General features: G+C 49.5%; 22 protein-coding genes and 9 tRNA genes. 15 read left to right on the top strand and 16 right to left on the bottom strand.

From position 1 onward, the window contains the following. Positions 1–113: 113 nt before the first annotated feature. The 12 genes from Q4491_RS20855 to lolB form a co-directional block, all read right to left on the bottom strand. A tRNA-Met gene (locus Q4491_RS20855) sits at positions 114–190 on the bottom strand. Positions 191–230: 40 nt separating this feature from the next. Then, positions 231–305 (bottom strand) — tRNA-Gln (locus Q4491_RS20850). 78 nt (positions 306–383) lie between these two features. Continuing rightward, a tRNA-Leu gene (locus Q4491_RS20845) sits at positions 384–470 on the bottom strand. A 41-nt stretch (positions 471–511) separates the two neighbouring features. After that, a tRNA-Met gene (locus tag Q4491_RS20840) sits at positions 512–588 on the bottom strand. A gap of 45 nt (positions 589–633) precedes the next feature. Further along, positions 634–708 (bottom strand) — tRNA-Gln (locus Q4491_RS20835). A 4-nt stretch (positions 709–712) separates the two neighbouring features. Further along, positions 713–797: transfer RNA gene (locus Q4491_RS20830), tRNA-Leu, on the bottom strand. A gap of 37 nt (positions 798–834) precedes the next feature. Then, positions 835–911, bottom strand: a tRNA-Met gene (locus Q4491_RS20825). Positions 912–1,187: 276 nt separating this feature from the next. Then, entirely contained in the window at positions 1,188–2,279 is a 1,092-nt protein-coding gene (ychF, locus tag Q4491_RS20820; RefSeq protein ID WP_192014599.1) for a redox-regulated ATPase YchF, read from the bottom strand. Between the two features lie 70 nt (positions 2,280–2,349). Next, positions 2,350–2,940 carry an aminoacyl-tRNA hydrolase gene (pth, locus tag Q4491_RS20815; RefSeq protein ID WP_192014600.1) on the bottom strand — a complete coding sequence of 197 codons (591 nt, stop codon included), beginning with the start codon at positions 2,938–2,940 and terminating at the stop codon, positions 2,350–2,352. A 125-nt stretch (positions 2,941–3,065) separates the two neighbouring features. After that, on the bottom strand, positions 3,066–4,013 hold the full coding sequence (locus Q4491_RS20810; protein ID WP_027253816.1) for a ribose-phosphate pyrophosphokinase: 948 nt from the start codon (positions 4,011–4,013) through the stop codon (positions 3,066–3,068). A gap of 31 nt (positions 4,014–4,044) precedes the next feature. Beyond that, complete coding sequence (ispE, locus tag Q4491_RS20805) at positions 4,045–4,908, bottom strand: 4-(cytidine 5'-diphospho)-2-C-methyl-D-erythritol kinase (RefSeq protein WP_192014601.1); 864 nt, start codon at positions 4,906–4,908, stop codon at positions 4,045–4,047. An 18-nt stretch (positions 4,909–4,926) separates the two neighbouring features. Next, positions 4,927–5,592: a lipoprotein insertase outer membrane protein LolB gene (gene lolB / locus Q4491_RS20800; protein ID WP_225445033.1), complete on the bottom strand. Its 666-nt coding sequence runs from the start codon at positions 5,590–5,592 to the stop codon at positions 4,927–4,929. Between the two features lie 290 nt (positions 5,593–5,882). Here lolB and hemA point away from each other — a divergent pair, with 290 nt between their 5' ends. From hemA to kdsA, 6 genes are all read left to right on the top strand, one after another. Next, positions 5,883–7,157 carry a glutamyl-tRNA reductase gene (gene hemA, locus Q4491_RS20795; protein ID WP_237794742.1) on the top strand — a complete coding sequence of 425 codons (1,275 nt, stop codon included), beginning with the start codon at positions 5,883–5,885 and terminating at the stop codon, positions 7,155–7,157. A gap of 93 nt (positions 7,158–7,250) precedes the next feature. Continuing rightward, positions 7,251–8,339 (top strand): peptide chain release factor 1, encoded by a 1,089-nt coding sequence (prfA, locus tag Q4491_RS20790; protein ID WP_192015032.1) that lies wholly within the window; start codon positions 7,251–7,253, stop codon positions 8,337–8,339. After that, positions 8,339–9,184, top strand: a complete 846-nt coding sequence (gene prmC / locus Q4491_RS20785; protein WP_303460583.1) for a peptide chain release factor N(5)-glutamine methyltransferase — start codon at positions 8,339–8,341, stop codon at positions 9,182–9,184. Before prfA ends, prmC begins: the two co-directional genes overlap by 1 nt. A gap of 50 nt (positions 9,185–9,234) precedes the next feature. Continuing rightward, a complete protein-coding gene (locus Q4491_RS20780) occupies positions 9,235–9,615 on the top strand; it encodes a SirB2 family protein (RefSeq protein WP_192014604.1) in 381 nt (126 codons plus the stop codon). Between the two features lie 4 nt (positions 9,616–9,619). Next, positions 9,620–10,432: a SirB1 family protein gene (locus Q4491_RS20775; protein ID WP_046221536.1), complete on the top strand. Its 813-nt coding sequence runs from the start codon at positions 9,620–9,622 to the stop codon at positions 10,430–10,432. Positions 10,433–10,473: 41 nt separating this feature from the next. Continuing rightward, entirely contained in the window at positions 10,474–11,328 is an 855-nt protein-coding gene (kdsA, locus tag Q4491_RS20770) for a 3-deoxy-8-phosphooctulonate synthase (RefSeq protein WP_192015033.1), read from the top strand. A 143-nt stretch (positions 11,329–11,471) separates the two neighbouring features. Here the strand turns inward: kdsA and Q4491_RS20765 are convergent, their stop codons facing one another. Further along, entirely contained in the window at positions 11,472–13,355 is a 1,884-nt protein-coding gene (locus Q4491_RS20765; protein WP_192014605.1) for a methyl-accepting chemotaxis protein, read from the bottom strand. A 513-nt stretch (positions 13,356–13,868) separates the two neighbouring features. Here Q4491_RS20765 and Q4491_RS20760 point away from each other — a divergent pair. The 4 genes from Q4491_RS20760 to Q4491_RS20745 all read left to right on the top strand — a co-directional run bounded on the left by Q4491_RS20760 (position 13,869) and on the right by Q4491_RS20745 (position 18,503). After that, a complete protein-coding gene (locus Q4491_RS20760) occupies positions 13,869–14,579 on the top strand; it encodes a hypothetical protein (protein WP_218383842.1) in 711 nt (236 codons plus the stop codon). A 102-nt stretch (positions 14,580–14,681) separates the two neighbouring features. Further along, positions 14,682–15,881, top strand: coding sequence for an HAD hydrolase family protein (locus tag Q4491_RS20755; RefSeq protein ID WP_192014606.1), 1,200 nt, complete (start codon positions 14,682–14,684; stop codon positions 15,879–15,881). Positions 15,882–15,897: 16 nt separating this feature from the next. Then, positions 15,898–16,830, top strand: a complete 933-nt coding sequence (locus Q4491_RS20750) for a DUF6024 family protein (RefSeq protein WP_303460592.1) — start codon at positions 15,898–15,900, stop codon at positions 16,828–16,830. 308 nt (positions 16,831–17,138) lie between these two features. Then, a complete protein-coding gene (locus tag Q4491_RS20745; RefSeq protein WP_303460571.1) occupies positions 17,139–18,503 on the top strand; it encodes a Na+/H+ antiporter NhaC family protein in 1,365 nt (454 codons plus the stop codon). 71 nt (positions 18,504–18,574) lie between these two features. Here the strand turns inward: Q4491_RS20745 and Q4491_RS20740 are convergent, their stop codons facing one another. Further along, positions 18,575–18,724 (bottom strand): hypothetical protein, encoded by a 150-nt coding sequence (locus Q4491_RS20740; protein ID WP_303460568.1) that lies wholly within the window; start codon positions 18,722–18,724, stop codon positions 18,575–18,577. A 449-nt stretch (positions 18,725–19,173) separates the two neighbouring features. On the opposite strand from Q4491_RS20740, the gene ushA reads away from it, so the two are divergent. From ushA to Q4491_RS20725, 3 genes are all read left to right on the top strand, one after another. Further along, positions 19,174–20,841 (top strand): bifunctional UDP-sugar hydrolase/5'-nucleotidase UshA, encoded by a 1,668-nt coding sequence (gene ushA / locus Q4491_RS20735; protein ID WP_303460565.1) that lies wholly within the window; start codon positions 19,174–19,176, stop codon positions 20,839–20,841. A 143-nt stretch (positions 20,842–20,984) separates the two neighbouring features. Continuing rightward, a complete protein-coding gene (ybaK, locus tag Q4491_RS20730; protein WP_192014611.1) occupies positions 20,985–21,458 on the top strand; it encodes a Cys-tRNA(Pro) deacylase in 474 nt (157 codons plus the stop codon). 58 nt (positions 21,459–21,516) lie between these two features. Beyond that, the gene (locus tag Q4491_RS20725) at positions 21,517–22,131 is read left to right on the top strand and encodes a LysE family translocator (protein ID WP_192014612.1); all 615 of its coding nucleotides are present in this window, start codon (positions 21,517–21,519) and stop codon (positions 22,129–22,131) included. 36 nt (positions 22,132–22,167) lie between these two features. Here Q4491_RS20725 and smrA read toward each other — a convergent pair whose 3' ends face one another. Together smrA and Q4491_RS20715 are read right to left on the bottom strand one after the other, a co-directional pair. Further along, positions 22,168–22,749: a DNA endonuclease SmrA gene (smrA, locus tag Q4491_RS20720; RefSeq protein ID WP_303460559.1), complete on the bottom strand. Its 582-nt coding sequence runs from the start codon at positions 22,747–22,749 to the stop codon at positions 22,168–22,170. 118 nt (positions 22,750–22,867) lie between these two features. Next, complete coding sequence (locus Q4491_RS20715; protein ID WP_027253831.1) at positions 22,868–23,008, bottom strand: DUF3149 domain-containing protein; 141 nt, start codon at positions 23,006–23,008, stop codon at positions 22,868–22,870. Positions 23,009–23,360: 352 nt separating this feature from the next. On the opposite strand from Q4491_RS20715, the gene Q4491_RS20710 reads away from it, so the two are divergent. Both Q4491_RS20710 and Q4491_RS20705 read left to right on the top strand, forming a co-directional pair. Next, a tRNA-Pro gene (locus Q4491_RS20710) sits at positions 23,361–23,437 on the top strand. Positions 23,438–23,680: 243 nt separating this feature from the next. Beyond that, a tRNA-Pro gene (locus Q4491_RS20705) sits at positions 23,681–23,757 on the top strand. Positions 23,758–24,556 lie beyond the last annotated feature (799 nt).

The raw sequence follows: 24,556 nt of genomic DNA, 5'->3' as shown, positions 1-24,556 counted from the left end.
GGAGAGACTTGAACTCTCACGTCCTTGCGGACACTAGCACCTGAAGCTAGCGCGTCTACCAATTCCGCCACCACCGCGTGGAATGACATCTTTTTCTCACATTGTTGTGAGATTGGTGGCTACGACGGGATTTGAACCTGTGACCCCATCATTATGAGTGATGTGCTCTAACCAACTGAGCTACGTAGCCACTTTGTGTTAAACGCCGGCGTTGCCTACGTCAAGTAATGTGGCAGGGCTACCTGGATTCGAACCAGGGGATGGCGGCATCAAAAGCCGCTGCCTTACCGCTTGGCGATAGCCCTGCAGAATGTCACAAAGAATTGTGCAATTCAAGCAAGAAATGGTTACTTGTCCACTTCTTAACTGTTCACCTCAGAGATTGGTGCGGAGGGAGAGACTTGAACTCTCACGCCCTTGCGGGCACTAGCACCTGAAGCTAGCGCGTCTACCAATTCCGCCACCACCGCAATACGCTGGGTGAACCATTCATCGTCGAATGATGAATTTATGGTGGCTACGACGGGATTTGAACCTGTGACCCCATCATTATGAGTGATGTGCTCTAACCAACTGAGCTACGTAGCCATTCAATTTTTATAACGCCGACAAACATGTCCACGCTGAGTAAGATGGCAGGGCTACCTGGATTCGAACCAGGGAATGGCGGCATCAAAAGCCGCTGCCTTACCGCTTGGCGATAGCCCTAAAATGGTGCGGAAGGAGAGACTTGAACTCTCACACCTTGCGGCGCCAGAACCTAAATCTGGTGCGTCTACCAATTTCGCCACTTCCGCATCTTACTGTTTTTTATCACCATTTCAAGTGGTGATATGGTGGCTACGACGGGATTCGAACCTGTGACCCCATCATTATGAGTGATGTGCTCTAACCAACTGAGCTACGTAGCCAACGTGTCCGAAACAGCCAGCGCAGGCGCTGTCCAATACAGGGTTGCTGTCTCGGGAACGGGGCGCATTATGCGTATACCAGCTTTGAGCGTCAATAGTTTTTTTAATTATCCCCGTAAAATCTGCCTGTTCGATGGTTATTTGGACGAAATGGCCGAATGCCATGCTAGATGTGTGATTTCAAGGGTAAAAAAGAAGTAAGCGGGACAGTGAAAATAAAAAAGCCGGCAGAAGCCGGCCCTTTATCAGATGTTTTGCAGAGGTTTTGACTTCAAGTTATACATTGAAGCGGAAGTGGACGACGTCGCCATCTTTAACGATGTAATCTTTACCTTCCAGACGCCACTTACCGGCTTCTTTCGCGCCGTTTTCACCGTTAAACTCGATGAAGTGCTCATAACCGACCACTTCGGCACGGATAAAGCCTTTTTCAAAGTCGGTGTGGATCTTACCGGCAGCCTGAGGTGCGGTTGCACCAATAGGGATAGTCCAGGCGCGAACTTCTTTGACACCTGCCGTGAAGTAAGTCTGCAGATTCAGCAGTTCGTAGCCCGATCGGATAACACGGTTCAGGCCCGGCTCTTCAATGCCCAGATCTGCCAGAAACTCTTCACGATCCGCATCATCCAGTTCAGCAATTTCAGACTCGATAGCCGCACAGACTGGCACAACAACGGCGTTTTCTTTGCTGGCGTGCTCAGTCACCATATCCAGGAACGGATTGCCTTCAAAACCGTCTTCGCTGACGTTCGCGATATACATGGTCGGTTTCAGAGTCAGGAAGTTCAGATAATCAATCGCGGCTTTTTCTTCTTTGGCCAGCTCGACTGAACGTGCCATACCGCCTTCAGTCAGTGTTGGCAGCATTTTTTCCAGCACTGTGATTTCGAATTTCGCTTCTTTATCACCGCCTTTGGCGCGTTTGGCCTGACGCTGAATGGCACGCTCACAGGTGTCCAGATCTGCCAGAGCCAGTTCCAAATTGATGATTTCGATGTCTGCTAATGGGTTGATCTTGCCCGCAACGTGCACGATATTGTCGTTTTCGAAGCAGCGAACAACGTGGCCAATCGCATCGGTTTCACGGATGTTGGCCAGGAATTTGTTACCCAGACCTTCACCTTTGGATGCACCGGCAACCAGACCGGCGATATCCACGAATTCCATAGTGGTAGGCAGGATACGTTCCGGGTTGACGATGGCAGCCAGCTTATCCAGACGCAGATCCGGTACAGGAACCACACCCGTGTTCGGCTCAATAGTACAGAACGGGAAGTTAGCGGCTTCGATACCCGCTTTTGTCAACGCATTGAAAAGTGTGGATTTACCTACGTTCGGCAGGCCCACGATACCACATTTAAAACCCATGGCTTGAAACCCTTTAGTGATGTTTCCGGCATCCGGCATAGTGCGGGATGATGAAAAAGTCTGTATTAACTTATTCGGCTTTGAATGAATGTAGCCGGTTTTGCGCCTTGGTCAGGCCGTCTTTCAGCCAGATATCAAGACAGCGAACGGATTCGTCTACTGCAGCGTCAATCTGAGATTGTTCGCTGGCGGGGGCTTTACCCAATACGAAGCCAGTCACTTTATTTTTGTCGCCGGGATGACCAATGCCCACCCGAAGACGGTAAAAGCTTTTGTTGTTACTCAGTTTGCTGATGATATCCCTTAACCCGTTATGGCCACCGTGACCGCCGCCTTGTTTGAACTTGGCGACGCCTGGGGGCAGATCCAGCTCATCATGGGCGACCAGAATTTCTTCCGGGGTGATCTGAAAAAAATTCGCCAGTGCCGAAACGGATTTACCAGACAGGTTCATAAAGGTGGTGGGGATCAGTAAACGCAGATCATCACCATTCAGCTGGATCCTGCCGGTTAAACCAAAATATTTGGGATCGTTTTTGAGGCTGATGTTGTGGATCCGTGCCAACTCTTCCACGACCCAGGCCCCCGCATTGTGGCGTGTTTTGGCATATTCCGGACCTGGATTTGCCAGGCCAACCAGTAAACGGATTTTTTGACTCACGCTGGTCTCTCTATGTCATCGGGATCAAATCGCGCGCTATGTTAACACTGCTGCAGAGATAAATAAAAACAAACACGCCCCGCACAGGGCGGGGCGTGTTGACTGTCATCGCGTTTACTGAGCTATCAGTGCTCGAACATCGCAGAGATAGACTCTTCATTGCTGATGCGGCGAATGGCTTCAGCCAGCATGCCTGACAGAGTAAGAACAGAGACTTTGCCTGTATCCAGCATTGCCTGAGACAGTGGGATAGAGTCAGTGACGATCACTTCATCAATCACAGAGTTTTTGATATTTTCCGGCGCGTTGCCTGAGAATACCGGGTGCGTTGCGTAAGCGAATACACGTTTAGCACCACGCTCTTTCAGTGCTTCGGCAGCTTTACACAGGGTGCCGCCGGTATCGATCATGTCATCAACAATGATGCAGTCACGGCCTTCAACATCGCCAATCAGGTGCATAACCTGTGACACATTGGCGCGTGGGCGACGCTTGTCGATGATAGCAATATCTGTGTCATCCATCAGTTTGGCCGTTGCACGGGCACGGACTACACCACCGATGTCTGGAGAAACGACGACTGGATCTTGCAGCTCTTTTGCCAGCATGTCTTCCAGCAGAACGGGCGAACCAAAGATGTTGTCTACCGGCACATCAAAGAAGCCCTGGATTTGCTCGGCATGCAGATCGACAGTCAGCACACGGTCAACACCCACATTGGACAGGAAATCAGCAACAACTTTCGCTGTAATAGGCACACGAGCAGAACGGACGCGACGGTCTTGGCGGGCATAGCCAAAGTAAGGGATAACCGCTGTGATACGACCAGCAGAAGCGCGGCGCAGTGCGTCGATCATAACGACCAGTTCGATCAGGTTATCGTTGGTTGGGGCGCAAGTCGATTGAATGATAAAGACGTCGCTGCCGCGAACGTTTTCATTAATCTGAACACAGACTTCACCATCGGAGAAACGGTTCACTGTCGCGTCTCCAAGTGAAATGTAAAGACGGTCAGCGATGCGTTGGGCTAGCTCTGGTGTAGCGTTACCAGCAAACAGCTTCATATCAGGCACGGGGTAAACCTCAATTGCGTCCAAGTTGTATTTACTGACTTTCCGCAGTATGTCCGCTCAGGGCGGTCATCAAAGGTGAATGATTCACCCCTTTGGCGACAAAACCTTGGAGCCAGTCGGGTAATTTTTTCAGGGTTGCAGTAGCCGCTTGCTGAGAGCTAAATTCAGCAAAAACACAAGCGCCAGTGCCGGTCAATCTCGACGGCGCGTATTCTAACAGCCACGAAAGCGCCTTATCAACCTCAGGGTAAATTCTTCTGACTATTTTTTCGCAATCGTTTTCGTAATTGCCGGCTAATAACACAGATAAAGGCCGTATTGGTGTGTTTCGGGTTAAGTCCGTCGCAGTGAAGATATCTGCGGTTGCAATGGCAACATCAGGCTTGGCGACCAGATACCATTTCTCTTCTGGTTGAGCGGGTTGAAGCTTTTCGCCGATCCCTTCGGCAAAGGCACTAAAACCACGGACAAACACGGGCACATCTGCTCCCAGCGTCAAGCCAATCTCGGCCAGCTCGTCAGCGCTTAGTCCGGTTTGCCACAAATAGTTTAATGCGACCAAAGTTGTCGCCGCATTCGATGAACCGCCGCCCAGACCACCACCCATAGGTAAAATCTTTTGGATGTTGATATCTGCTCCGGCCTGCAGACCGGCTTTTTTGCGCAGGGCATCTGCGGCGCGGTAAATCAGATTTTGCGCTAATGGTACGCCTTCGATAGCCGGACTCAGGGTTATCTGATTGTCGGCTCGCGCCGTTATGGTCAAGGTATCACCGTAATCTAAAAACTGAAACAGGGTTTGCAGTTCATGATAACCGTCCGGACGTTGCCCTGTGATGTAGAGAAACAGATTAAGTTTAGCGGGTGCTGGCCAGCTTGTAGTGTGTGTGATCATTTTTTGAATGCGCGTCAATTATTTTTGGGTTTGCCAACGGTTGATTATCAGGGTAACTCGCTGTTTGCCTTGCGAAAGGACTAACCGGGAAGGCAAAGCAGGCGACGTTGTTTCATCATAGGCGTTATAGTCCAGTTGCCATCGCTGATTACCCACTTGTTTGACTAAGTAAGCCACGCGGTTTTCTGCATTTAACTGATAGGTATCTGCGCCTGTTGGCAGGCCGAGCAGCCAGTCTCGCATCTGGTTAACGGGTAAGGCAATATTGGTCAGAGATAAGACCAGCTGAGCCGCATCGCTGCCCTGATGGCGTTGGCCTTCATTATCAATCAGCACCGCACGTCCGGGTTGGGTGTCCAGTTTCAGCAATGTGGTGCCGAGAAAGTTAGTCAGCAGCAGATGATCGGCACCCGGATCGGTTTTCCAGTTCAGGTTAGCACTGAAACGTTGCGCCGGGCTGATGTAGCCCAGCTTGCCTGTTGCCTGATAGGCAGTGACTGCGGACAATGCTTGCCTGTGGCTGTTCCAGTCGGTGACTTTACCTGTGTGCGGCGTCGTGGTACAGCCTGCTACCCACAGAGCCAGCAAGGCCAGAAGTTGTGTTTTATGCTGCTGACATTTTCGCGCCAAGATAGGCGGTAACTGAAACGAGAACAGAAAAAGAGGCGCAAACGCCATTCGCATAACATGTCCTTATTCGACAGGTAAGTGAATAATGTGAAAGTAAAAGAATAATAGCATGACTTGTCTGATGAAATCTCTTTCATGAACGAACGGCGGAATCAGTAAGGGGAAGCAAACTGATTCATGACATTTCCGGTATTTGTCTGTAAAGTCAGGATTTGTTTTGACGTCTGCGCGATAAAATGATGCGCTGGCAGACAGAATCGAGTCATATCCTTTTATTACGCAGGGTCATCAAGTAAAATGACCTGCTGGATCTTTATCATCGGGTAGTAGGTAACACCATCTCCATGACCTTGCTTGCATTAGGAATCAATCACAAAACAGCGTCTGTAGACCTGCGCGAGCGTGTTGCCTTTTCGCCGGAAAAACTGACCGAAGCCTTGCAGACTCTGGCTCAGCATCCGGAAGTCAACAGTGGTGTGATCGTCTCTACCTGCAACCGTACTGAGATCTATTGTGATGTCAGTCACAGCGGGCCAGGTGTGATGATTGATTGGTTCAGCCGCTTTCATAATCTGTCAGCGGAAGAGCTGATGTCCAGCCTCTATTTCCACGAAGAACAGGCCGCGGTGCGTCACTTGATGCGGGTGGCATGTGGTCTGGATTCACTGGTGTTAGGTGAGCCGCAGATTCTGGGACAGGTCAAGCAGTCCTATTCTGAATCCCGCGACCATGACACTATGGATGGCATGCTGGAGAAACTGTTCCAGAAAGCCTTTTCAGTGGCAAAGCGCGTCAGAACCGAAACGGATATCGGTGGCAATGCGGTGTCGGTTGCCTTTGCCGCCTGCACCCTGGCCAAACAGATTTTTGAGTCGATGAGCGAGGCAAGAGTGCTGCTTATCGGTGCCGGTGAGACCACAGAGCTGGTAGCCCGGCACATGGTTGAACACGGTTGCCGCAGTCTGATGATAGCCAACCGCACCCCGGAGCGTGCTCAGGTGCTGGCTGATGAATTTGGCGCTGAAGTTATTAGTTTGCCGGAGATTCCGGACCATATTCATAATGCAGATATCATTATCAGTGCAACGGCGAGTCCTCTGCCGATTGTGGGCAAAGGAATGGTTGAGAAAGCGTTGAAAAAGCGCCGTCATCAACCCATGTTGCTGGTCGATATTGCTGTACCCAGGGATATCGAAGCTGAGGTCGGCGAGCTTGATGACGCCTATTTATATTCAGTGGACGATTTGGAAAGTATTGTTGAACGCAATCGCGAGCAGCGAAAAGTGGCGGCGATCCAGGCAGAAGCGATAGTCAGTGAAGAAAGTGCCGCATTCATGCGCTGGTTACGCTCACTGGAAGCGGTAGACAGTATCCGCCAGTACCGTTGTTACGCCGATGACATTAAAAATGATTTACTGAGCCGCAGCCTGCAAGCGCTGGCTAACGGCGGTGCACCGGAAAAAGTGCTGGCAGAGCTCAGCAACCGTTTGACGAATAAGCTCATTCATGCGCCGACCAAGGCCATGCAGCAAGCCGCCCATGATGGCGAGCCTGAAAAACTGGCCCTTATTCGTGAAACGCTTGGTTTAGGTGCATTGAAAGACCAGTCGGCTGACTGACTCAGCGTTTTTCACATGCATTAATTTTTATGATCGCGCCTTGCCGAACCGGTTTAAGGCGGATCCTTGTTAGGATCTGATGTTGTACACATGATGAAACCGTCCATTTTAGCGAAATTAGAATCCCTGGTTGAACGCCACGAGGAAGTGCAGCATTTGCTGGGTGATGCCACTATCATTGCCAATCAGGATAAATTCCGGGCTTTGTCTCGTGAATATTCGCAGCTAGAGGAAGTGAGTCAGTGTTTTCGTGCTTACCAGCAGGTGCTGACTGATCTGGAAACCGCGGAAGAAATGGCCGGGGAAGAGGATCCTGAATTGCGCGAAATGGCGCAGGAAGAAATCAAGCAGGCGAAAGAGACTATCGAGCGTCTGGAAGACGAGTTGCAGGTTTTGCTGCTGCCCAAAGATCCCAATGACGAGCGCAACTGTTTCATCGAAATCCGCGCCGGTGCTGGCGGTGATGAAGCCGGTATTTTCGCCGGTGATTTGTTCCGCATGTACAGCAAATTTGCTGAAAGCCGCCGCTGGCGGGTGGAAGTGATGAGCTCGAATCAGGCTGAACACGGTGGCTATAAAGAAATGATCGCCAAGATCAGCGGGGAAGGAGCTTACGGTATTCTGAAATTTGAGTCAGGCGGACATCGTGTTCAACGTGTTCCCGCGACGGAATCCCAGGGCCGTGTTCATACTTCTGCCTGTACTGTGGCAATTTTACCTGAAATCCCGGAAGCGGAAATCCCGGAAATTAATGCCGGTGATTTGAAAATTGATACTTTCCGCGCCTCCGGTGCCGGTGGTCAGCACGTTAACACCACGGATTCTGCCATTCGTATTACCCACTTGCCAACCGGCATTGTGGTTGAGTGTCAGGATGAGCGCTCGCAGCACAAAAACAAAGCGAAAGCCATGTCTGTGCTGGCGGCCCGTATTATCAAGGCCGAGGAAGAGAAGCGTCATGCTGAAGAAGCCAGCACAAGACGTAACCTGCTGGGCTCTGGCGATCGCTCCGATCGCATTCGTACCTATAACTATCCGCAAGGCCGGGTATCTGATCATAGGATCAACCTGACCCTCTATCGCTTGAACGAAGTGATGGAAGGCGAGCTGGAAAGCCTGATTGATCCTGTTGTGCAGGAACACCAGGCGGATTTGCTTGCTGCCATGGCTGATCAGCACTGATGAATCCCGCCATCGACGTTGCACTTAAGCAAGCGGTAACGCAACTGATGAACGCCGGCTCTGACAGTCCGCAGCTTGATGCTGCGGTCTTGTTGTGCCATGTGCTGGATAAGCCCCGCAGCTACCTGCTGACCTGGCCTGAAAAAGTGCTGACTGACGAGCAGTCCGCTGCGTTTTCAGCGCTGCTGGCGCGTCGTGAATCGGGCGAACCGGTCGCCTATATCACAGGTGAACGCGAGTTCTGGTCACTGCCGCTGAAAGTGGCACCCCATACTTTGATCCCGCGTCCGGATACGGAACGACTGGTGGAAGCGGCGCTGGAGAAAATGCCTGCAGCGGCGTCGGTACTTGATTTAGGTACGGGAACCGGGGCGATTGCTCTGTCTCTGGCCTCTGAGCGCCCGGATTGTCAGTTCACTGGCATCGACTTGCGCCCGGAAGCGGTGGCACTGGCGGAAGAAAATCGGCGTGCTTTGCAATTGCAGAATGTGCGTATCTTATGCGGCAGTTGGTTTAATCCATTGCCGGAAAATGCTCGTTTTGATGTTATTGTCGGCAATCCCCCTTATATTGATGCCAACGATCCGCATCTCGCAAGCGGGGATGTGCGATTCGAACCCCGAACCGCATTGGTCGCAGAAGACGCTGGCCTGGCGGACATTCGTCATATTTGTTCACAAAGCCGGACATTTTTAACGCCTGGTGGCTGGTTACTGCTGGAGCATGGCTATCAGCAGGGCGAGGCCGTACGGGGCATTTTTTCTAATTTAGGTTATCAACAAGTGATAACCGTTCAGGATTATGCAGGACAAGACAGGGTAAGCTTAGGCTGCTGGTCTGTCTGAGGCCGTCTGGCCATTCATGATTCGAAGGAAACGATAAAGAGAAAAACCAGATGTACATAGCATTAAAACATTTTCACCTGACCATTATCGCCATGAGCGTGTTGTTATTTGTAGTGCGATTTGGCCTGATGATGGCAGATTCAGCACTGATGCAGAAAAAAGCCCTGAAAGTAACGCCCCATGTGGTCGATACCTTTTTGTTGCTGAGTGGCGTCGCACTGGTGGTGTACACTGGCTTTACTCCTTTCACAGCAGGCGCAGGCTGGCTGAATGAAAAGCTGACCTGTGTGCTGGCCTACATTGCGCTTGGCTTTTTCGCGCTGAAATACGGCAAGAACAAAGTGTTTAAAACCTTTGCTTTTTTCGGTGCTTTAGGTTGGCTGGCAATGGCCGGCAAACTGGCGGTGACTAAAATGCCGTTGCTGGGGTAAAGACATGTATTTCTCAGATGAAGACAGAGATTTCGAAGCGTCTGCACTGGTAGAGGGAGCTATTGAGATCATGGTGGATCTGGAGCCGGATTTTCCGGTTGCCTGGGTACGCCATCAATTACAAAAAATGGCAAAAGATGTCGAGGCGGCACTGATGTCAGAAACCAATCCCCATCTGCGATTAGAAGGGCTGCTGCGCCTGTTTTACCGCGAGTGGGGGTTCTGTGGTGATCGCCATCAGTACTATGCGGCTGAAAATGCCTATCTGGACAAGGTGATTGAGCGTCGTAAAGGCATTCCGGTCAGTCTGGGAGCCATTATGATTTATCTGGCTCAGCATCTGGAGTTACCTGTCACCGGTGTGGCTTTTCCCACTCAGTATATTCTGCGTGTCGACTGGCCCAATAGTGAGCCTCAGTTTATTAATCCGTTTGACGGTGAATTTGTCAGCCGCCAGACACTCAGTGCCTGGCTGCGTGGGCACAAAGGCCCGCTGGCACCCTGGCGCGAAAGCTATCTCACCACCACCAGCCATACGGATGTGCTGGCACGATGGCTGACGGTGCTAAAAAGTGCTTTGCTGCGAGAAGAGCAATACGCTGATGCATTACGCTGCAGCGATCTGGCCCTGTCGCTGCGGCCGGGTGATCCCCATGAAATTCGCGATCGCGGCTATATTTATCAGCAATTAGAGTGTAGTCATGCCGCTGCTATGGACTATGCCTATTTTATTGAGCAGTGTCCGGAAGATCCGGCCGCAGAATTGCTGAAACTGCAAGTGAAAGTCTTGAATGCAAACCCGCAGGTCCTTCACTGATAGCCTGCGGAACAGACTAAATGACAGAGAAGAAGAGTAGCATCATGGAACAGAAAGTGGTTCGTATTGGCGACATTGATGTCGCTAACGACAAAGCCTTTGTGCTGTTTGGTGGCATGAACGTGCTGGAGTCGCGTGATCTTGCGATGCAGATCTGTGAGCACTATGTCAAAGTAACGGAAAAACTGGGCATTCCTTATGTATTTAAGGCTTCCTTTGATAAGGCGAACCGTTCTTCGGTCCATTCTTATCGTGGTCCCGGTATGGAAGAAGGCCTGAAAATCTTTCAGGAGCTGAAAGATACCTTTGGCGTGAAAATCATCACTGATATTCATGAACAATATCAGTGCCAGCCTGTTGCCGAGGTGGTGGATGTGATTCAGCTGCCGGCATTTCTCGCTCGTCAGACCGATCTGGTTGAAGCGATGGCAAAAACCGGTGCCGTTATCAACGTGAAGAAACCTCAGTTTATGAGCCCGGGTCAGGTGGGTAATATCGTTGAGAAGTTTGCTGAATGTAACAACGACCAGATTATTCTCTGCGAGCGTGGTGCGCTGCACGGTTACGATAACCTGGTCGTGGACATGCTGGGCTTTGATGTCATGAAGAAAGCCTCGAAGGGCAGTCCGATCATTTTTGACGTCACCCACGCACTGCAGTGCCGTGATCCACTGGGTGCCGCCTCCGGTGGTCGCCGTGAGCAAACTGTTACGCTGGCGCGTGCAGGTATGGCGGCGGGAATCGCAGGTCTGTTCATGGAAGCGCATCCCAACCCGGATGCCGCTCGCTGTGATGGCCCTTCTGCATTCCCTATGGATAAGCTGGAGCCATTCCTTCACCAGATCAAACAGCTTGATGATCTGGTGAAAAGTTTCGAAGCCATCGACATTGCATAAGGCTGTTACTGGCAAAACCTGATCAGGGTGACTACCGGAGACGACCTGAGACAAACGATCAGAGAAAAACGAAAGGGGGTGTCATGACTGACACCCCCTTTTTTGTTTTCTTTGTTCTATTTATTTTATCCGCTTAACGGCTCTTATAACTTAAAGCGGCTGATTTCCTGCTGTAGCTCGTGAGACAGCTCTGACAGCTGAGAAGCCTGCTGTGCCGCTTCACTTGCTTCCTGAGCCAGCTCGTTAGAGACATCCCGGATGCCCTCAGTGTTACGCGTGATCTCAGAGGTCACAGAAGACTGTTCTTCTGCGGCAGAAGCTATCTGAGTTGCCATGTCACTGATATTGGTAATTGCCGAGATGATTTGCGCCAGACTGGCAGAAGCGGCATTGGCATCATCCACACTGGTTTCAGCTAAACGGCGACTGTCGCCCATAATGCCGACAGCACGTCCTGTCGTTTGTTGCAGGGTTTCAATCATTTGCTGAATTTCCTGCGTAGAAGCATGGGTACGCTGGCTCAATACCCGCACTTCATCTGCCACTACGGCAAACCCGCGACCTTGCTCACCTGCACGGGCGGCTTCAATGGCAGCATTGAGCGCCAGCAGGTTGGTTTGTTCAGCAATATTCTGAATGGTCGACAGAATCGTGGTAATGCTCTGCGCATGGGTATTGAGCTCACCAATGACGTCTGTCGCTGTTTCCACTTCGCCGGCCAGATTGGTAATAGAATGCTGGCTTTGGTCGACCTGCTCGGCACCGTGCTCTGCCGCCTGAACCGTTTCGGTCGAGGTACGTGCCGTGTTATCAGCATTACCGGCAATTTCCTGTGTGGCAGCCGCCATTTCATTGATGGCAGTTGCCACCATGTTGATTTCATCCTGCTGGTGGCGGATTCGAGTGCTGCGCTCTTCTGCTTGTGAGGCCGTTTGATGTGCCTGCAACGTCAGAGAGTGAGAAACATCGCGCAGACGCGTTACCATGCCATGCATGTTACCGACAAAGCGGTTGAAGTTATGTGCCAGTTGGCCGACTTCGTCGTCGCTGCGTGGTTCAAGGCGCTGGGTCAGATCACCTTCACCCGTTGCAATCTCGGCCAGTGCATCAGACACACGGCTCAGGTCGCGGAACAGGAATCCGACCAGCCAGGCAACAGCTGCCAGAACGATCAGAGTAATAAGGATGGAGGTGATGATCAGGCGGCTCAGCAGTTGGCTCTGGCTGGCTTCTTCGGTGGCCTTGTCCATTTCCAGGCCAAGAATCCATGGCGTGCCGGGAACTTGCGCAAAGTACAACAGTTTATCCGCACCCTGAATCGTCTGATTCAATACCGTTCTGTTGCTTACCGAGCGTTGAATCTGGCTGATGCTCAGGTCTTCAGTGTAACCATTGATAGGTTTCAGTAGCAAAGACTGGTTAGGGTGGGCCAGGAACGTATTATCCTGGGTGTTGATGAGCATGGCGTAGGCATTTTTACCTGCATCCAGGCTGATCACATCGGAAATCAGTTGATCAATCAGTACATCGGAGCCAATAACGGCTGCAAGCTGGCCATTCTTTTTGACAGGCTCAGCCAGAGTCACCAGTAACGCGTTAGTAATGGCATCACGATAGGCGGTTGTAATAATAGGTTTGTTAGCCGATTTGGCATCTATATACCAGGGACGCTGGCGGGGATCGTAACCTGCCCGGTTTCGCTCAGGGTAGGAGCGGAACATTTCACCGGCGGACGTGCCGAAATACATTTCATCAAAGCCACCGGCAATGCGAGCCTGCTGCAGGTATGGCACAGGATCTGAGGTTTCCAGGTAAGGTTTGATAGCACTGGTGATACTGCGACGGATCTCAATCCAGTCACTGATCCCTTTAGTCGCTGTTTTGCTCAAGCTGTCGGCACGGCTAAAAATGCTGTTTTGTGTCTGTTGATAAAGTTGGTTTGCGGCCAGCCATGTCAGCGCGGTTGCCATAACCACGACGGCAGATAAGCTGGCTCCTATGAGTTTTTGTTTTAGGGTCAGTTTCATGATGAGTCTCAATGGATGGAACAGAAGCTGATATCAATGTTTTTACTTTTCGTTGCACAAAAAATGTGACAAATGAGGAAAAACAGTACGGAGAATTCTATATAGCTATACGACGGTTGTATATGGAAATTTAACTTTTTAACATGACTGATTATTGACGCTTTTTTGGTTGAAAATTTGTCACTTTGAGGTGCTTGCAGCGGGTGTTAAGACGGAAAGGATAAGATGAAGGAGAATATTTTGTTTAACATGAGCTTACAGTTGTAACAACTATTGCATCTGATAAAAAACGTAAAAATGAAACAATATATTATCGGAGCTTTATTAGTGACATGAAACACAGCAAAGTAACTTGTGTTTAAATATCTGATTTCCATGATTATAGTTATTTAATATTTAAATTGTTATCAATGGGTAAAATAACGTCTTAATTATCAATAAGTGCACTCTGTTGACTATTGTCATAGTTGAATATAGCATCCGTTGTTTTGGTCATATAACAAGGATGTAACAATGGATATAAAGACAAATTATGAAGACGGGAAACGCCCACAACTCGTTATGTTTACCGGTGGAAGAGACAGTACTCTTGCCGCCAGTTATTTAATGTTAAACGGCATTCCGGTTCACTTATTTACTGCCAATAGTGGTTGTGGGCTACATAGAAAACTATTGCCTTTACGTGTGGAAGAATTAAAAAACAGATTTGGTGATTTGGTAGTAACACATCAAGTGGTTGATATTAGTGGTAGTTTCAGAAGTATTGCGATAGAGAATATTGAAAGCGATTTTGCCAGGTACAAGAAGAACCTGATATTACTGGGTGAAAAAATGGCGATTCATGCCCACGTTATTGATTATTGTACAAGGAATGGTATTGAAGTGATCAACGATGGCATCGTTGAATATCAAAAAGAATTTCCAGAGCAACGTTTAGTGGCGAAAGACTATTTCGTTGATTATATGAAACGGTTTGGTATTACGTATAACAGCCCTATTTATCATATGGCTCAGTCACAAGATGAAGTAAAGTACCGTTTACTGCAATTAGGACTGTCGACAAAATCACTGGAAGGTGTGTCGATTTTTGGCGATTCAGCGACCATTGCTTCCGATGAAACGATTTTGGAATATTTGGCTGAAAAGGAAAGTCTGTGTGATGACATCATTCATTTTCTGTCAGGTAGCCTTAAAAACTACCAAGAATTGAGACAAGCTTCCTGAATGTATTGATACATCTGTATCCATATGTTTAACAATGCATTATCCATCTAAGAGTGTTGTTAATACAGCACTCTTATTGATTTGCGAAAAGTGACGCTGAAAATGAAAACGATAAGAAAATATGCTGCGGCTATATGCCGGGCAGGACAAATATTACTGGTCAGAAAAAAAGGGACAGATATGTTTATCTCTCCAGGGGGTAAACCCGAAGCCGGTGAAACAAAAAAGGAATGCCTTGAGCGGGAGTTAGGTGAAGAGCTTGGCGTAAGCCTGGTGAGAGCTGAGTATTTGGGTACTTTTACACGAAAGAGTGCTTTTGAAGATGCCTTGGTGGAGATTGATGTTGATACTGTGACAATATTTGGTCTGCCAAAGCCATGTTCTGAAATTGAAGAGATAGCCTGGGTTGATGGAGAACACTTGGCAAATGGCATGGCGGTGGGCAGTATTTTTGCTATTGATGTTATTCCTTCTTTGATCAGAGATGGATTAGTCAGGCAATCAGCAAAGAAAATCAATAAGGCACTTCCCAACATGCTGGTGTTTGATATTGACGGCACGATTGCCGACGGCGGAGTCGTCAGTAACAAAATGAAAGCAGCGCTCCAAAAAATCAAACAAGATCCGTCATCCCGTTTGGCATTTGCGACATCCCGTGCTCCCAGAGGAGCCAGAAAAGCATTAGGCGATCTGATCAGTGAAGTCCCTGTTATCTGCTGCAATGGTTCTATCATATTAGATGAAACACAGAAGCAGACTTTTGTGTCCGGTTTGTCGCAACAAGACGTGAATACAATTGTTCAGTTCCTGGAAGAAAATGGTGTGAGCTACTTTCTGGAGTACGGGGATAAGTTTGCGATTCATGGTGACGAGTCATTGTATCCGGAAATGCTTGCCTATGAAGATAAACTGACGCTGGACAAAGAGAGCCCGTGGTGGGATCAGGGGGTGATAAAAATATCTTGTCGCTCAGCGAATATTCAGAAAAAAATCATGCCACTGTATAAAGATATCAGAGATGGGGTCGCATTTAATTTTCATGGTGATGATACCGCAGAGCTGAATTGCTACTTTACAGATAAATACAAAGCACTGAGTTTAGTCAGCGGAATCGAGCACTCTAACCTTATCTGTTTCGGCAATGATGACAATGATTTTACTTTGTTATCGAATGCTTCTGAAGGTTATGTCATAGGCGATGAGCTGGTTGGATTAGAAAACAGCATGAACGTGTCACGTTTGAGCCGAAATGATGACCTAATTATTGATATTATCAGTCAGCGCTTAGAAGGGCATAAATAAAGTGACTGAGACAATCATGTTGCCAGACTCCTCGTCAGTACACCCGGATCTCGTCAAATCGTTTAGAGCGGATCTGAAAGGAAAAGCATACTATAAAACGTATTACCAACTGAAATTGGATGTTAAGGAAAAACTGAAAAACATATATTGCCCTGAGCATGATGTATTCATGTTTACCAATACAACGGAGTGTCTGGTCAATTTGTTATTTGCTTGCCAGTTAAATAATCTTGGGATCAATATTGATACTAAGTGTGAGCAGCACTATCCGCAATACCATCATTTATTTCAATTGTTCTCTGAAATGAATACGAGCAGTGAGTGTCCTGAGATACAGCTGGTGACGCATCTGTCGCCAGTGACAGGCAATCTTCTGGATTTAAGTCAGTTGAATGGTCATTCAATACTGGCAGTTGATGGTGCGCAGACATTTGCTACCGTGCACCATAGCGATCTTATTAAACACTCTGATGTCTTCTTTGCACCTCTTCATAAGCATGCCGGGTTACATATTGGTATTGCTTTGATAGGTATTAAACGTTCCCATCCGTTAAATCAGGTTCTTAGCAGTACGCTGGAAACAGCCAGCTCAGGGGCTCGTTCATTGCTGGATTTAATCGCGCTGGAAAAGCGGCTGTCCTCCACTTCGCCGCAATGTTTCAATAAGGCTTTTATCCATATCTCACCCAGAATCCAGGCCCTGCTCAATCTGAACGGTGTAACAGTGATTTCTTCCGATAACAGCCACATGGTCGTGATTGAGTGCCAGTCGGCAGTATTAAGGCAGAAGCTGGCTGCATTTTTTTCATGTCAGCCGATAAAAAACACCGATCGCCTTCGTATTTCAGTCAACCACATGACGGATGACAGACACCACAATGTTGATTTTTCTGAGTTGTTTTATCAGTCACTCAGGTTAATCCTCGATGAGGATAACCATGTTAAGTAAAGGACATTATCTGGGGCAGGCCTGATGCAGCCGACACCTTTTCCATAGTGGTGATTGGCTATCTCATCGCAGACCAAAGCTCAGTCTGTTTGCTCATCTTGGTTTATTGCTGATTGTTATCAGTGGTTTAATGAATGTAAGGCATAGGACGGGAATGCTAGCTAGACGGGCAAGGCACAGGTGACAGGGATCAGGATAAACATTCTGACTATTAATTGCATATAGATGTTTAGACGTCTGGATGTTGACACGTTTGGATGTAAGTTTTAGGCTATGCGACCAATTCGGAACAATACCCTGTAGAGATAATGTCGCACGCCAAACCACACACACTTTCAGACTCACCGTCTCCTTCTGCTCTGGCACTGCTGCCTTTGGCTGTTTTTCTGTCTCTCTTTATTGGTGTAGGCAGCTACCTGACCTGGCAGGGTGTTGATTTTGCCTTCTATCAGTTACCGGCCCCTGTTGCGGCTTTGCCTGCAATACTGATTGCTATTGTGTTGAGCAAAGAGGCGCTCAATAAAACCATTGAAGATTTCATGCGTGGTGTGGGTCACAGCGATATCATAGCCATGTGTATGATTTATCTGCTGGCCGGCGCGTTTGCGGCAGTGGCGAAAGCAACGGGTGGGGTTGATGCCACCGTCAATCTCGGTTTGTCCTTATTACCACCCAGCCTGATATTGCCGGGTATTTTTGTCATCGCGGCCTTTATTGCCACGGCAATGGGAACCTCTATGGGCACGATTGCAGCGGTGGCACCTGTGGCGTTGGGTATTGCAGATACGGCCGATCTGGATATCGCTCTGACAGCCGGTGTGGTGCTCAGTGGTGCCATGTTCGGCGATAATTTGTCGATTATCTCTGATACCACTATCGCCGCAACCCGCTCTCAGGGCTGTGCGATGCGTGATAAGTTCCGCGAGAATATCGCGATTGCGCTGCCAGCGGCGCTGGCGGCCATCTTACTGTTTCTTTTCCACTCCTCACCGTCTGAAGCACCGACTGTCACCAGCATAGAATGGCTCAAGGTCTTGCCCTATATCACGATTCTGGTACTTGCTGTGTCCGGTGTTAATGTTTTTGTTGTACTGAGCCTGGGCATTATTCTGGCTGGCGGTGTGGGTTTATTGTCAGTGTCTGATTACAGTCTGGCTAGCTGGAGCAAAGATATCTATACCGGGTTTGGCAACATGCAGGAAATCTTCCTGTTATCTCTGCTGATTGGCGGTATGAGCGAACTGATGCGTCGTCAGGGAGGGCTGGCATTTCTGACGCTGTTAGTCAGTAAACTGATCGGCGGTTTCAGTAGAAAATCAGGCGGTGATCAGTCGCAAAGAGCGAGCGAAATGGGCATTGCGGGGCTGGTCAGCCTGACCAATGTCTGCACGGCCAACAACACTGTGGCTATTATCGTCGCAGGCGGCGTTGCCCGTGAACTGGCAGAACAAAATGCAGTGACGCCACGCCGCTCTGCCAGCTTGCTGGATATATTCTCATGCGTTATTCAGGGTGTGCTGCCTTATGGTGCGCAGGCGCTGTTGCTGGGTTCTGTCTTTGGGCTGTCGCCATTAGCGGTTGTCAGCCATTCCTATTATTGTTTCTTTCTGGCTGCCAGTGCGCTGATCGCAGTGTTTGTGAAGCATCAGCAGCGCCAGGCCGTAACCGCCTAAACGCAGGCGTATCCTCAAATAAAAACACCCCGATTCGGGGTGTTTTTTTTTGAAAGCAGCTGAGTCGCAGACTACAGCTTAAAGCGGCTGATTTCCTGTTGTAGCTCATGCGACAGTTCAGACAACTGCGCGGCCTGTTGTGCTTCAGACACCTGGCCCAGATCACGAAACAGGTAACCGACCAGCCAGGCCACAGCCGCCAGCACAGCCAGCGTAATCACGATTGAAGCAAGGATCAGCCGGGTCAGCAGCTCGCTCTGGCTGGCTTCTTCCGTCGCTTTGTCCAGTTCCAGACCTAAAATCCACTGTGTACCAGGGACTTCGGTAAAGCAGAGCAGCTTCTCCTTCCCTTTGATGGTTTCATTGACAAGGGTTCGGTGACCGTTTGATGAATGATGCTCATGCTTAATGCCGAATCGTATTTGTTGATGGATTTAAGCAGTAGCGTTTTGTTTGGGTCAGATACTGAAAGTCGCGTTTTCTGATATGAACCTGGTGTATGCCATTCAAAAATAAAAATGATATCGATTGCATAGTGATCCAATTAACACTATGGTGAAATCGCCTGCCACCTGGCATTTGATTACTTTACACTGAGCACTGTTTTTGGCCACAACCACCGCCAAGGAAAGGAGGTGAGCCATGAGAGTTGACTGTGTAAGGTGATGAAATGAAAAATAAAATGTTTACCCGCACTGCCTTGTCAGCGGGATTGCTAATGGTATTGGCTGGCTGTGCGAGCCAGGAACAAGCCGACACCTGGCTATCAGACCAGACCTACAAGCTGACAATTCTTCATACCAATGATCATCATGGCCGTTTCTGGCACAACCGTGACGGTGAATACGGTATGGCTGCCCGCAAGACCTTGCTGGATGACCTGAGAGAAACCGTGACAGAAGAAGGCGGCACCAGCCTGTTACTGTCTGGTGGCGATATCAACACAGGCGTGCCTGAGTCGGATCTGCAGGATGCGGAGCCCGATTTTAAAGGCATGAACATGCTTGGCTATGATGCGATGGCTGTGGGTAACCATGAATTCGATAACCCGCTCGATGTGCTGCGCAAACAGGAAGGATGGGCAAACTTCCCTATGCTGTCAGCCAACATTTATGACAAGGCGACAGGCAAGCGTTTGTTCCAGCCGTACCAGATTTTCGAGCAGCAGGGGATCAAAATTGCCGTTATCGGTCTGACGACAGAAGATACCGCGAAAATCGGTAACCCGGAATACATTGGCGGCATTGAATTTCGCGATCCAAAAGCCGAAGCTAAAGCTGTCATCGCCGAGCTGAAAGCAACGGAAAAGCCGGATCTCATTATTGCGGCTACCCACATGGGCCACTATGCCAATGGTAAGCATGGTGTCAATGCGCCGGGTGATGTTGCCCTGGCGCGTTATCTTGAACCGGGCGATCTGGACTTGATCGTCGGTGGTCACTCTCAGGAGCCTGTCTGTATGGAAGGGCCGAATGTGGCGAACCCATCTTTCAAACCGAGTGACGATTGCAAACCGGATCAGCAGAATGGCACCTGGATTGTGCAGGCGCACGAGTGGGGCAAGTATGTGGGCCGGGCGGATTTTGAGTTCAGAAACGGTGAGCTGAATATGGTCAGCTACGATCTGATCCCGGTTAACCTGAAGAAGAAAATCAAGCTGGCTGACGGCCAGTCAGAGAAAGTCTTTATTGAGCAGGAAATCCCTCAGGATGCCACGGTGAAAGCTTTCTTAACGCCATACCAGGAGCGCGGACAAGCAAAACTCAATATCAAGATTGCCCTGTCAAACGGCAAACTGGAAGGTGACCGGAGCGTAGTGCGTTTTCAGCAGACCAATCTGGGACGTTTAATTGCCGCCTCTCACATGCAGCGTGCCAAAGCTGATTTTGCGGTCATGAACTCAGGCGGCGTCCGTGACTCTATTCCTGCCGGTGATATTACTTATAAAGATGTGCTGAAAGTACAGCCATTTGGCAATATGGTGACCTATACCGATATGACAGGGGCCGAAGTGCTGGACTACCTGGGTTCTGTTGCCACTAAGCCCGTCGACTCGGGGGCATATGCGCAGTTCTATGGTGTCACTATGGATATCCGGGACGGTAAAGTCAGCAATGTTAAGATTGGTGGCAAAGCTTTGGTACCAGGCAACACCTACCGGTTTACTGTGCCCAGTTTTAATGCCGCCGGTGGCGATGGATACCCTAAACTGGTTGATCATTCCGGTTACGTGAATACCGGATTTGTTGATGCAGAAGTGCTGAAAGACTACCTGGAAGCCAGCAGCCCGATTAATGTTCATGCGTTCGATCCTAACGGCGAGATTGTGTACCGTTAATCGGTACTGAGATTCTGTGCTGAAGACTAAAGCTCACTTGTTCTGGCAGGTGAGCTTTTTTATTGCTGCCTGTGCCGAAACTGGCTTGGCGGGAAGATACCTGTTAGCTATAGTGGGTAACGATAATTATGCCGGAGGACAGGATGACACCCGCTATAAATCTCGCGAAAAAGCACAAAATTGCCCATAAAGTCCATCAGTATCTGCATGATCCGAACAATACCAATTTCGGCCTGGAAGCGGCAGAGGTGCTGGGGCAGGATCCGGCTAGGGTGTTTAAAACCCTGCTGTTCTCCTGCAATGGCGATCCCAGGCAACTGGCGGTGGCTATAGTCCCGGTAGCTGGCATGCTGGATCTGAAATCGGCGGCAAAAGCCGCAGGGGCCAAAAAAGCCGAAATGGCCGATCCGGCCATAGCTGAAAAAACAACGGGATATATTGTGGGGGGGATCAGTCCTTTAGGTCAGAAAAAACGCTTGCCCACTTTTCTTGATGACTCGGCCAAGGACTATGACACTATCTGTGTCAGTGCGGGTCGGCGAGGATTGGAAATAGAATTGGCGCCCAAAGATCTGTTGCAACTGACCTGTGGTCAACTGGCGGCGTTAGCCCGTTAATTATTCCAGCCACTTATTTAATTTACGACAGGCTGAGTATTGGCCGCAGGAGACAAGGATGACGTTCAGTATCTGGCTTTCATTACTGATGATTTGTATGTTAGGGGCAATGTCGCCCGGGCCGAGTTTAGCGGTGGTGGCGAAACACAGTCTGGCGGGCGGGCGCTTACATGGTATTGTCACCTCCTGGGCCCATGCATTTGGCGTTGGCGTGTATGCGTTACTGACGCTGCTCGGGCTGGCTGTTGTCCTCAAACAGTCGCCAGCACTCTTTCAGGTCATGACCTATTCAGGAGCGGCTTACCTGGCGTATTTGGGGATCAATGCTCTGCGTTCGAAAGGGGGAGTGGCGGCAAAACTGGCGGCAGGCGAATCCGCAAGCATGGCTAGTGCAGCCCGGGACGGACTGATGATCTCTGTGCTGAATCCCAAACTCGCGCTGTTTTTTCTCGCCTTGTTCAGCCAGTTTGTGGCCGTTGGGAGTGCTATGAGCGATAAAGTGATTATTGTCGCCACGCCATTATTGGTGGATGGCCTCTGGTACACTCTGATTGCTCTGGTTCTGTCCCGGCCAGCGGTGCTGGAAACGCTGAAAACGCGCGCCCAGTTGATCGATCGTTTGTCCGGCGTGGTGCTGATTATGCTGGCACTCAGAGTGGTGTGGCAGGGATAGGCACACTGCCACCCGTTGCTAATGTTAATATTAATGTCAGCTTTGACGCTTCTGATGCCGCTCCCGGTTTTCCAGTTTACGTTCAGGGCTTTTCTTTAGCATGACATACAAGGCTCCGTTTCCGCCATGTTGCCGTAACGCTGAATGATAGCCCATCACATCGCTGATTTGAGTCAGCCAGGTCGCGACATAGCTCTTCATTAAAGCCGGAGGTGTTGAACGTTCACCTTTACCGTGAACGATCAGCACGGTACGAATATCCAATCGCTGACATTGCTTGAGAAAGTGCAACACGTCATCTCTGACTTCCCTGAGCGTTTTGCGGTGCAGATCAAGCCTGGCCTGAATATCGTACTTGCCCAGTCTTAACTTGCGGATGACGCCATCCTGAACCCCGTCACGTTTGTAATCCAGCATGTCATCCGGCTTGACCATAGTGACATAATCTAGCGATAAATATTCCGGGTCACTGTCAGCCAGGCTCTGCGCTGCGGCTTGTCGGGCGAGCTGGGCGTCAGTAATCTGATGCTTCTTTTCCGGGGGCACTTTATCCTGCTCCAGCGGGGCCACATCGGCCATCATTTCTCGGAACAGGTCCAGTTCATCTTGATCGGACATGGTGTGTTTTTCTACTGCGGACGGTAGGGAAGATTATACGTGGCTAGGCAAGAAAAAAAAGAATCCCGAGCCTGTCAGAGTTCTCAGGATTCAAAGAAGATTGGAGATAACGGAACGGCTAATCTTGTGGCTTTGCATTCATAGCTTTATAGACAAAATAACCACCATAGAAGAGCATTAGCCCCAATGCACCGAAAATCACTATCATTGATGATAGGCCAACCGGATTACCAAAGAGTAAATCTAGCCAAAAATCCATGTGATGTCCTCTGCCTGGGAAACTGAATTCAAGCTTAATGGACCTTGGTGAACGGGCTGATGATCTGGATCAATTCATACTCGAATCATCACTATAGGTGTGTTTTTTTGCGGATCTCAGCAAAATTCTGTGTTAACTGGTGCATTCCTAAGCAAGTAGCAGCAAGGAAAGGAAATTTTCTGTCCATCCTCTTGCGTTCAGTAAATTAGCCAGTATTATAGGCCACCTCGAATCGCATCAGCGTTTCGTTTTTGTCGGTGAATAGCGCAGTTTGATAGCGCATCTCCGGCTTTTGAGAATAGCGGACCAGAGGGACTCTCTGGAGCCAGTCTCAAAGCGAAAACAGAATTATCGGTGAATAGCGCAGTTTGGTAGCGCATCTGGTTTGGGACCAGAGGGTCGGGGGTTCGAATCCCTCTTCACCGACCACTATTTCCAAAGTCTGATTCGTCAGGCTTATTGGTTGGTAAGACGGCGACACGGGTCGGGTGCGGAAGCCCGCCGCACGGAAGCCCGTCGCACGGAAGCCCGTCGCACGGAAGCCCGTCGCGATGAATCCCTCTTCACCGACCACTATTTTAAGACGCGGTTTGAGTAACTCAGATAACAAGAGTTATACTTTCAAAAGAAGCAAATCTCGTTTTTAAGACTGTAGTCAGTCTGAACAAATTTCGGTGAATAGCGCAGTTTGGTAGCGCATCTGGTTTGGGACCAGAGGGTCGGGGGTTCGAATCCCTCTTCACCGACCACATTACAGAAGCCCGCTCATCGAGCGGGTTTTTTTATGTCTATTAGCTTTTAATCGCTAGAGAGCGACAGGTTTGGTCCCGTCGGGTCGGGTGCGGAAGCCCGCCGCGTTGAATCCCTCTTCATCGACCACATTACGGAAGTCCGCTCAATGAGCGGGCTTTTTTGTGTCTATTGACTTTTAATTGTCAAGAGAGCGGCAGTTTTAGTCCCGTCGGGTCGGGTGCGGAAGTCCGCCGCGTTGAATCCCTCTTCATCGACCACATTACGGAAGCCCGCTCGATGAGCGGGCTTTTTTCGTGTCTATTGACTTTTAATTGTCAAGAGAGCGGCAGTTTTAGTCCTGTCGGGTCGGGCACGGAAGCCCGCCGCGTTCAATCCCTCTTCACCGACCACATTACGGAAGTCCGCTCGATGAGCGGGCTTTTTTTGTGTCTATTGACTTTTAATTGTCAAGAGAGCGGCAGTTTTAGTCCCGTCGGGTCGGGCACGGAAGCCCGCCGCGTTCAATCCCTCTTCACCGACAGATTACGGAAGTCCGCTCAAGGAGCGGGCTTCTTTGTATGTGCATAATTTGGCTCTTGTGCCCAGTAACCCCCTCCTGGCCTCCCCCTTGAAAAGGGGGAGGGATCGTACAGAGCTTGCTGAAACCAAGGATATTCCCTCCCCTTGGCGAGGAAAGAATTAGACCAGGCGACTCATGGCCGATGGCCAGAGGTTTTTTTTGGTTCATCTCGGATTAGCGGGAAACAGATACGAAAAACGGTTGGATAAGTTATCGTGTAATCGCCAAACAACACT

The sequence above is a fragment of the Photobacterium sp. 2_MG-2023 genome (assembly GCF_030547675.1).
Taxonomy (GTDB): domain Bacteria; phylum Pseudomonadota; class Gammaproteobacteria; order Enterobacterales; family Vibrionaceae; genus Photobacterium; species Photobacterium arenosum.
This window is presented reverse-complemented; position numbering and strand designations above follow the sequence as displayed.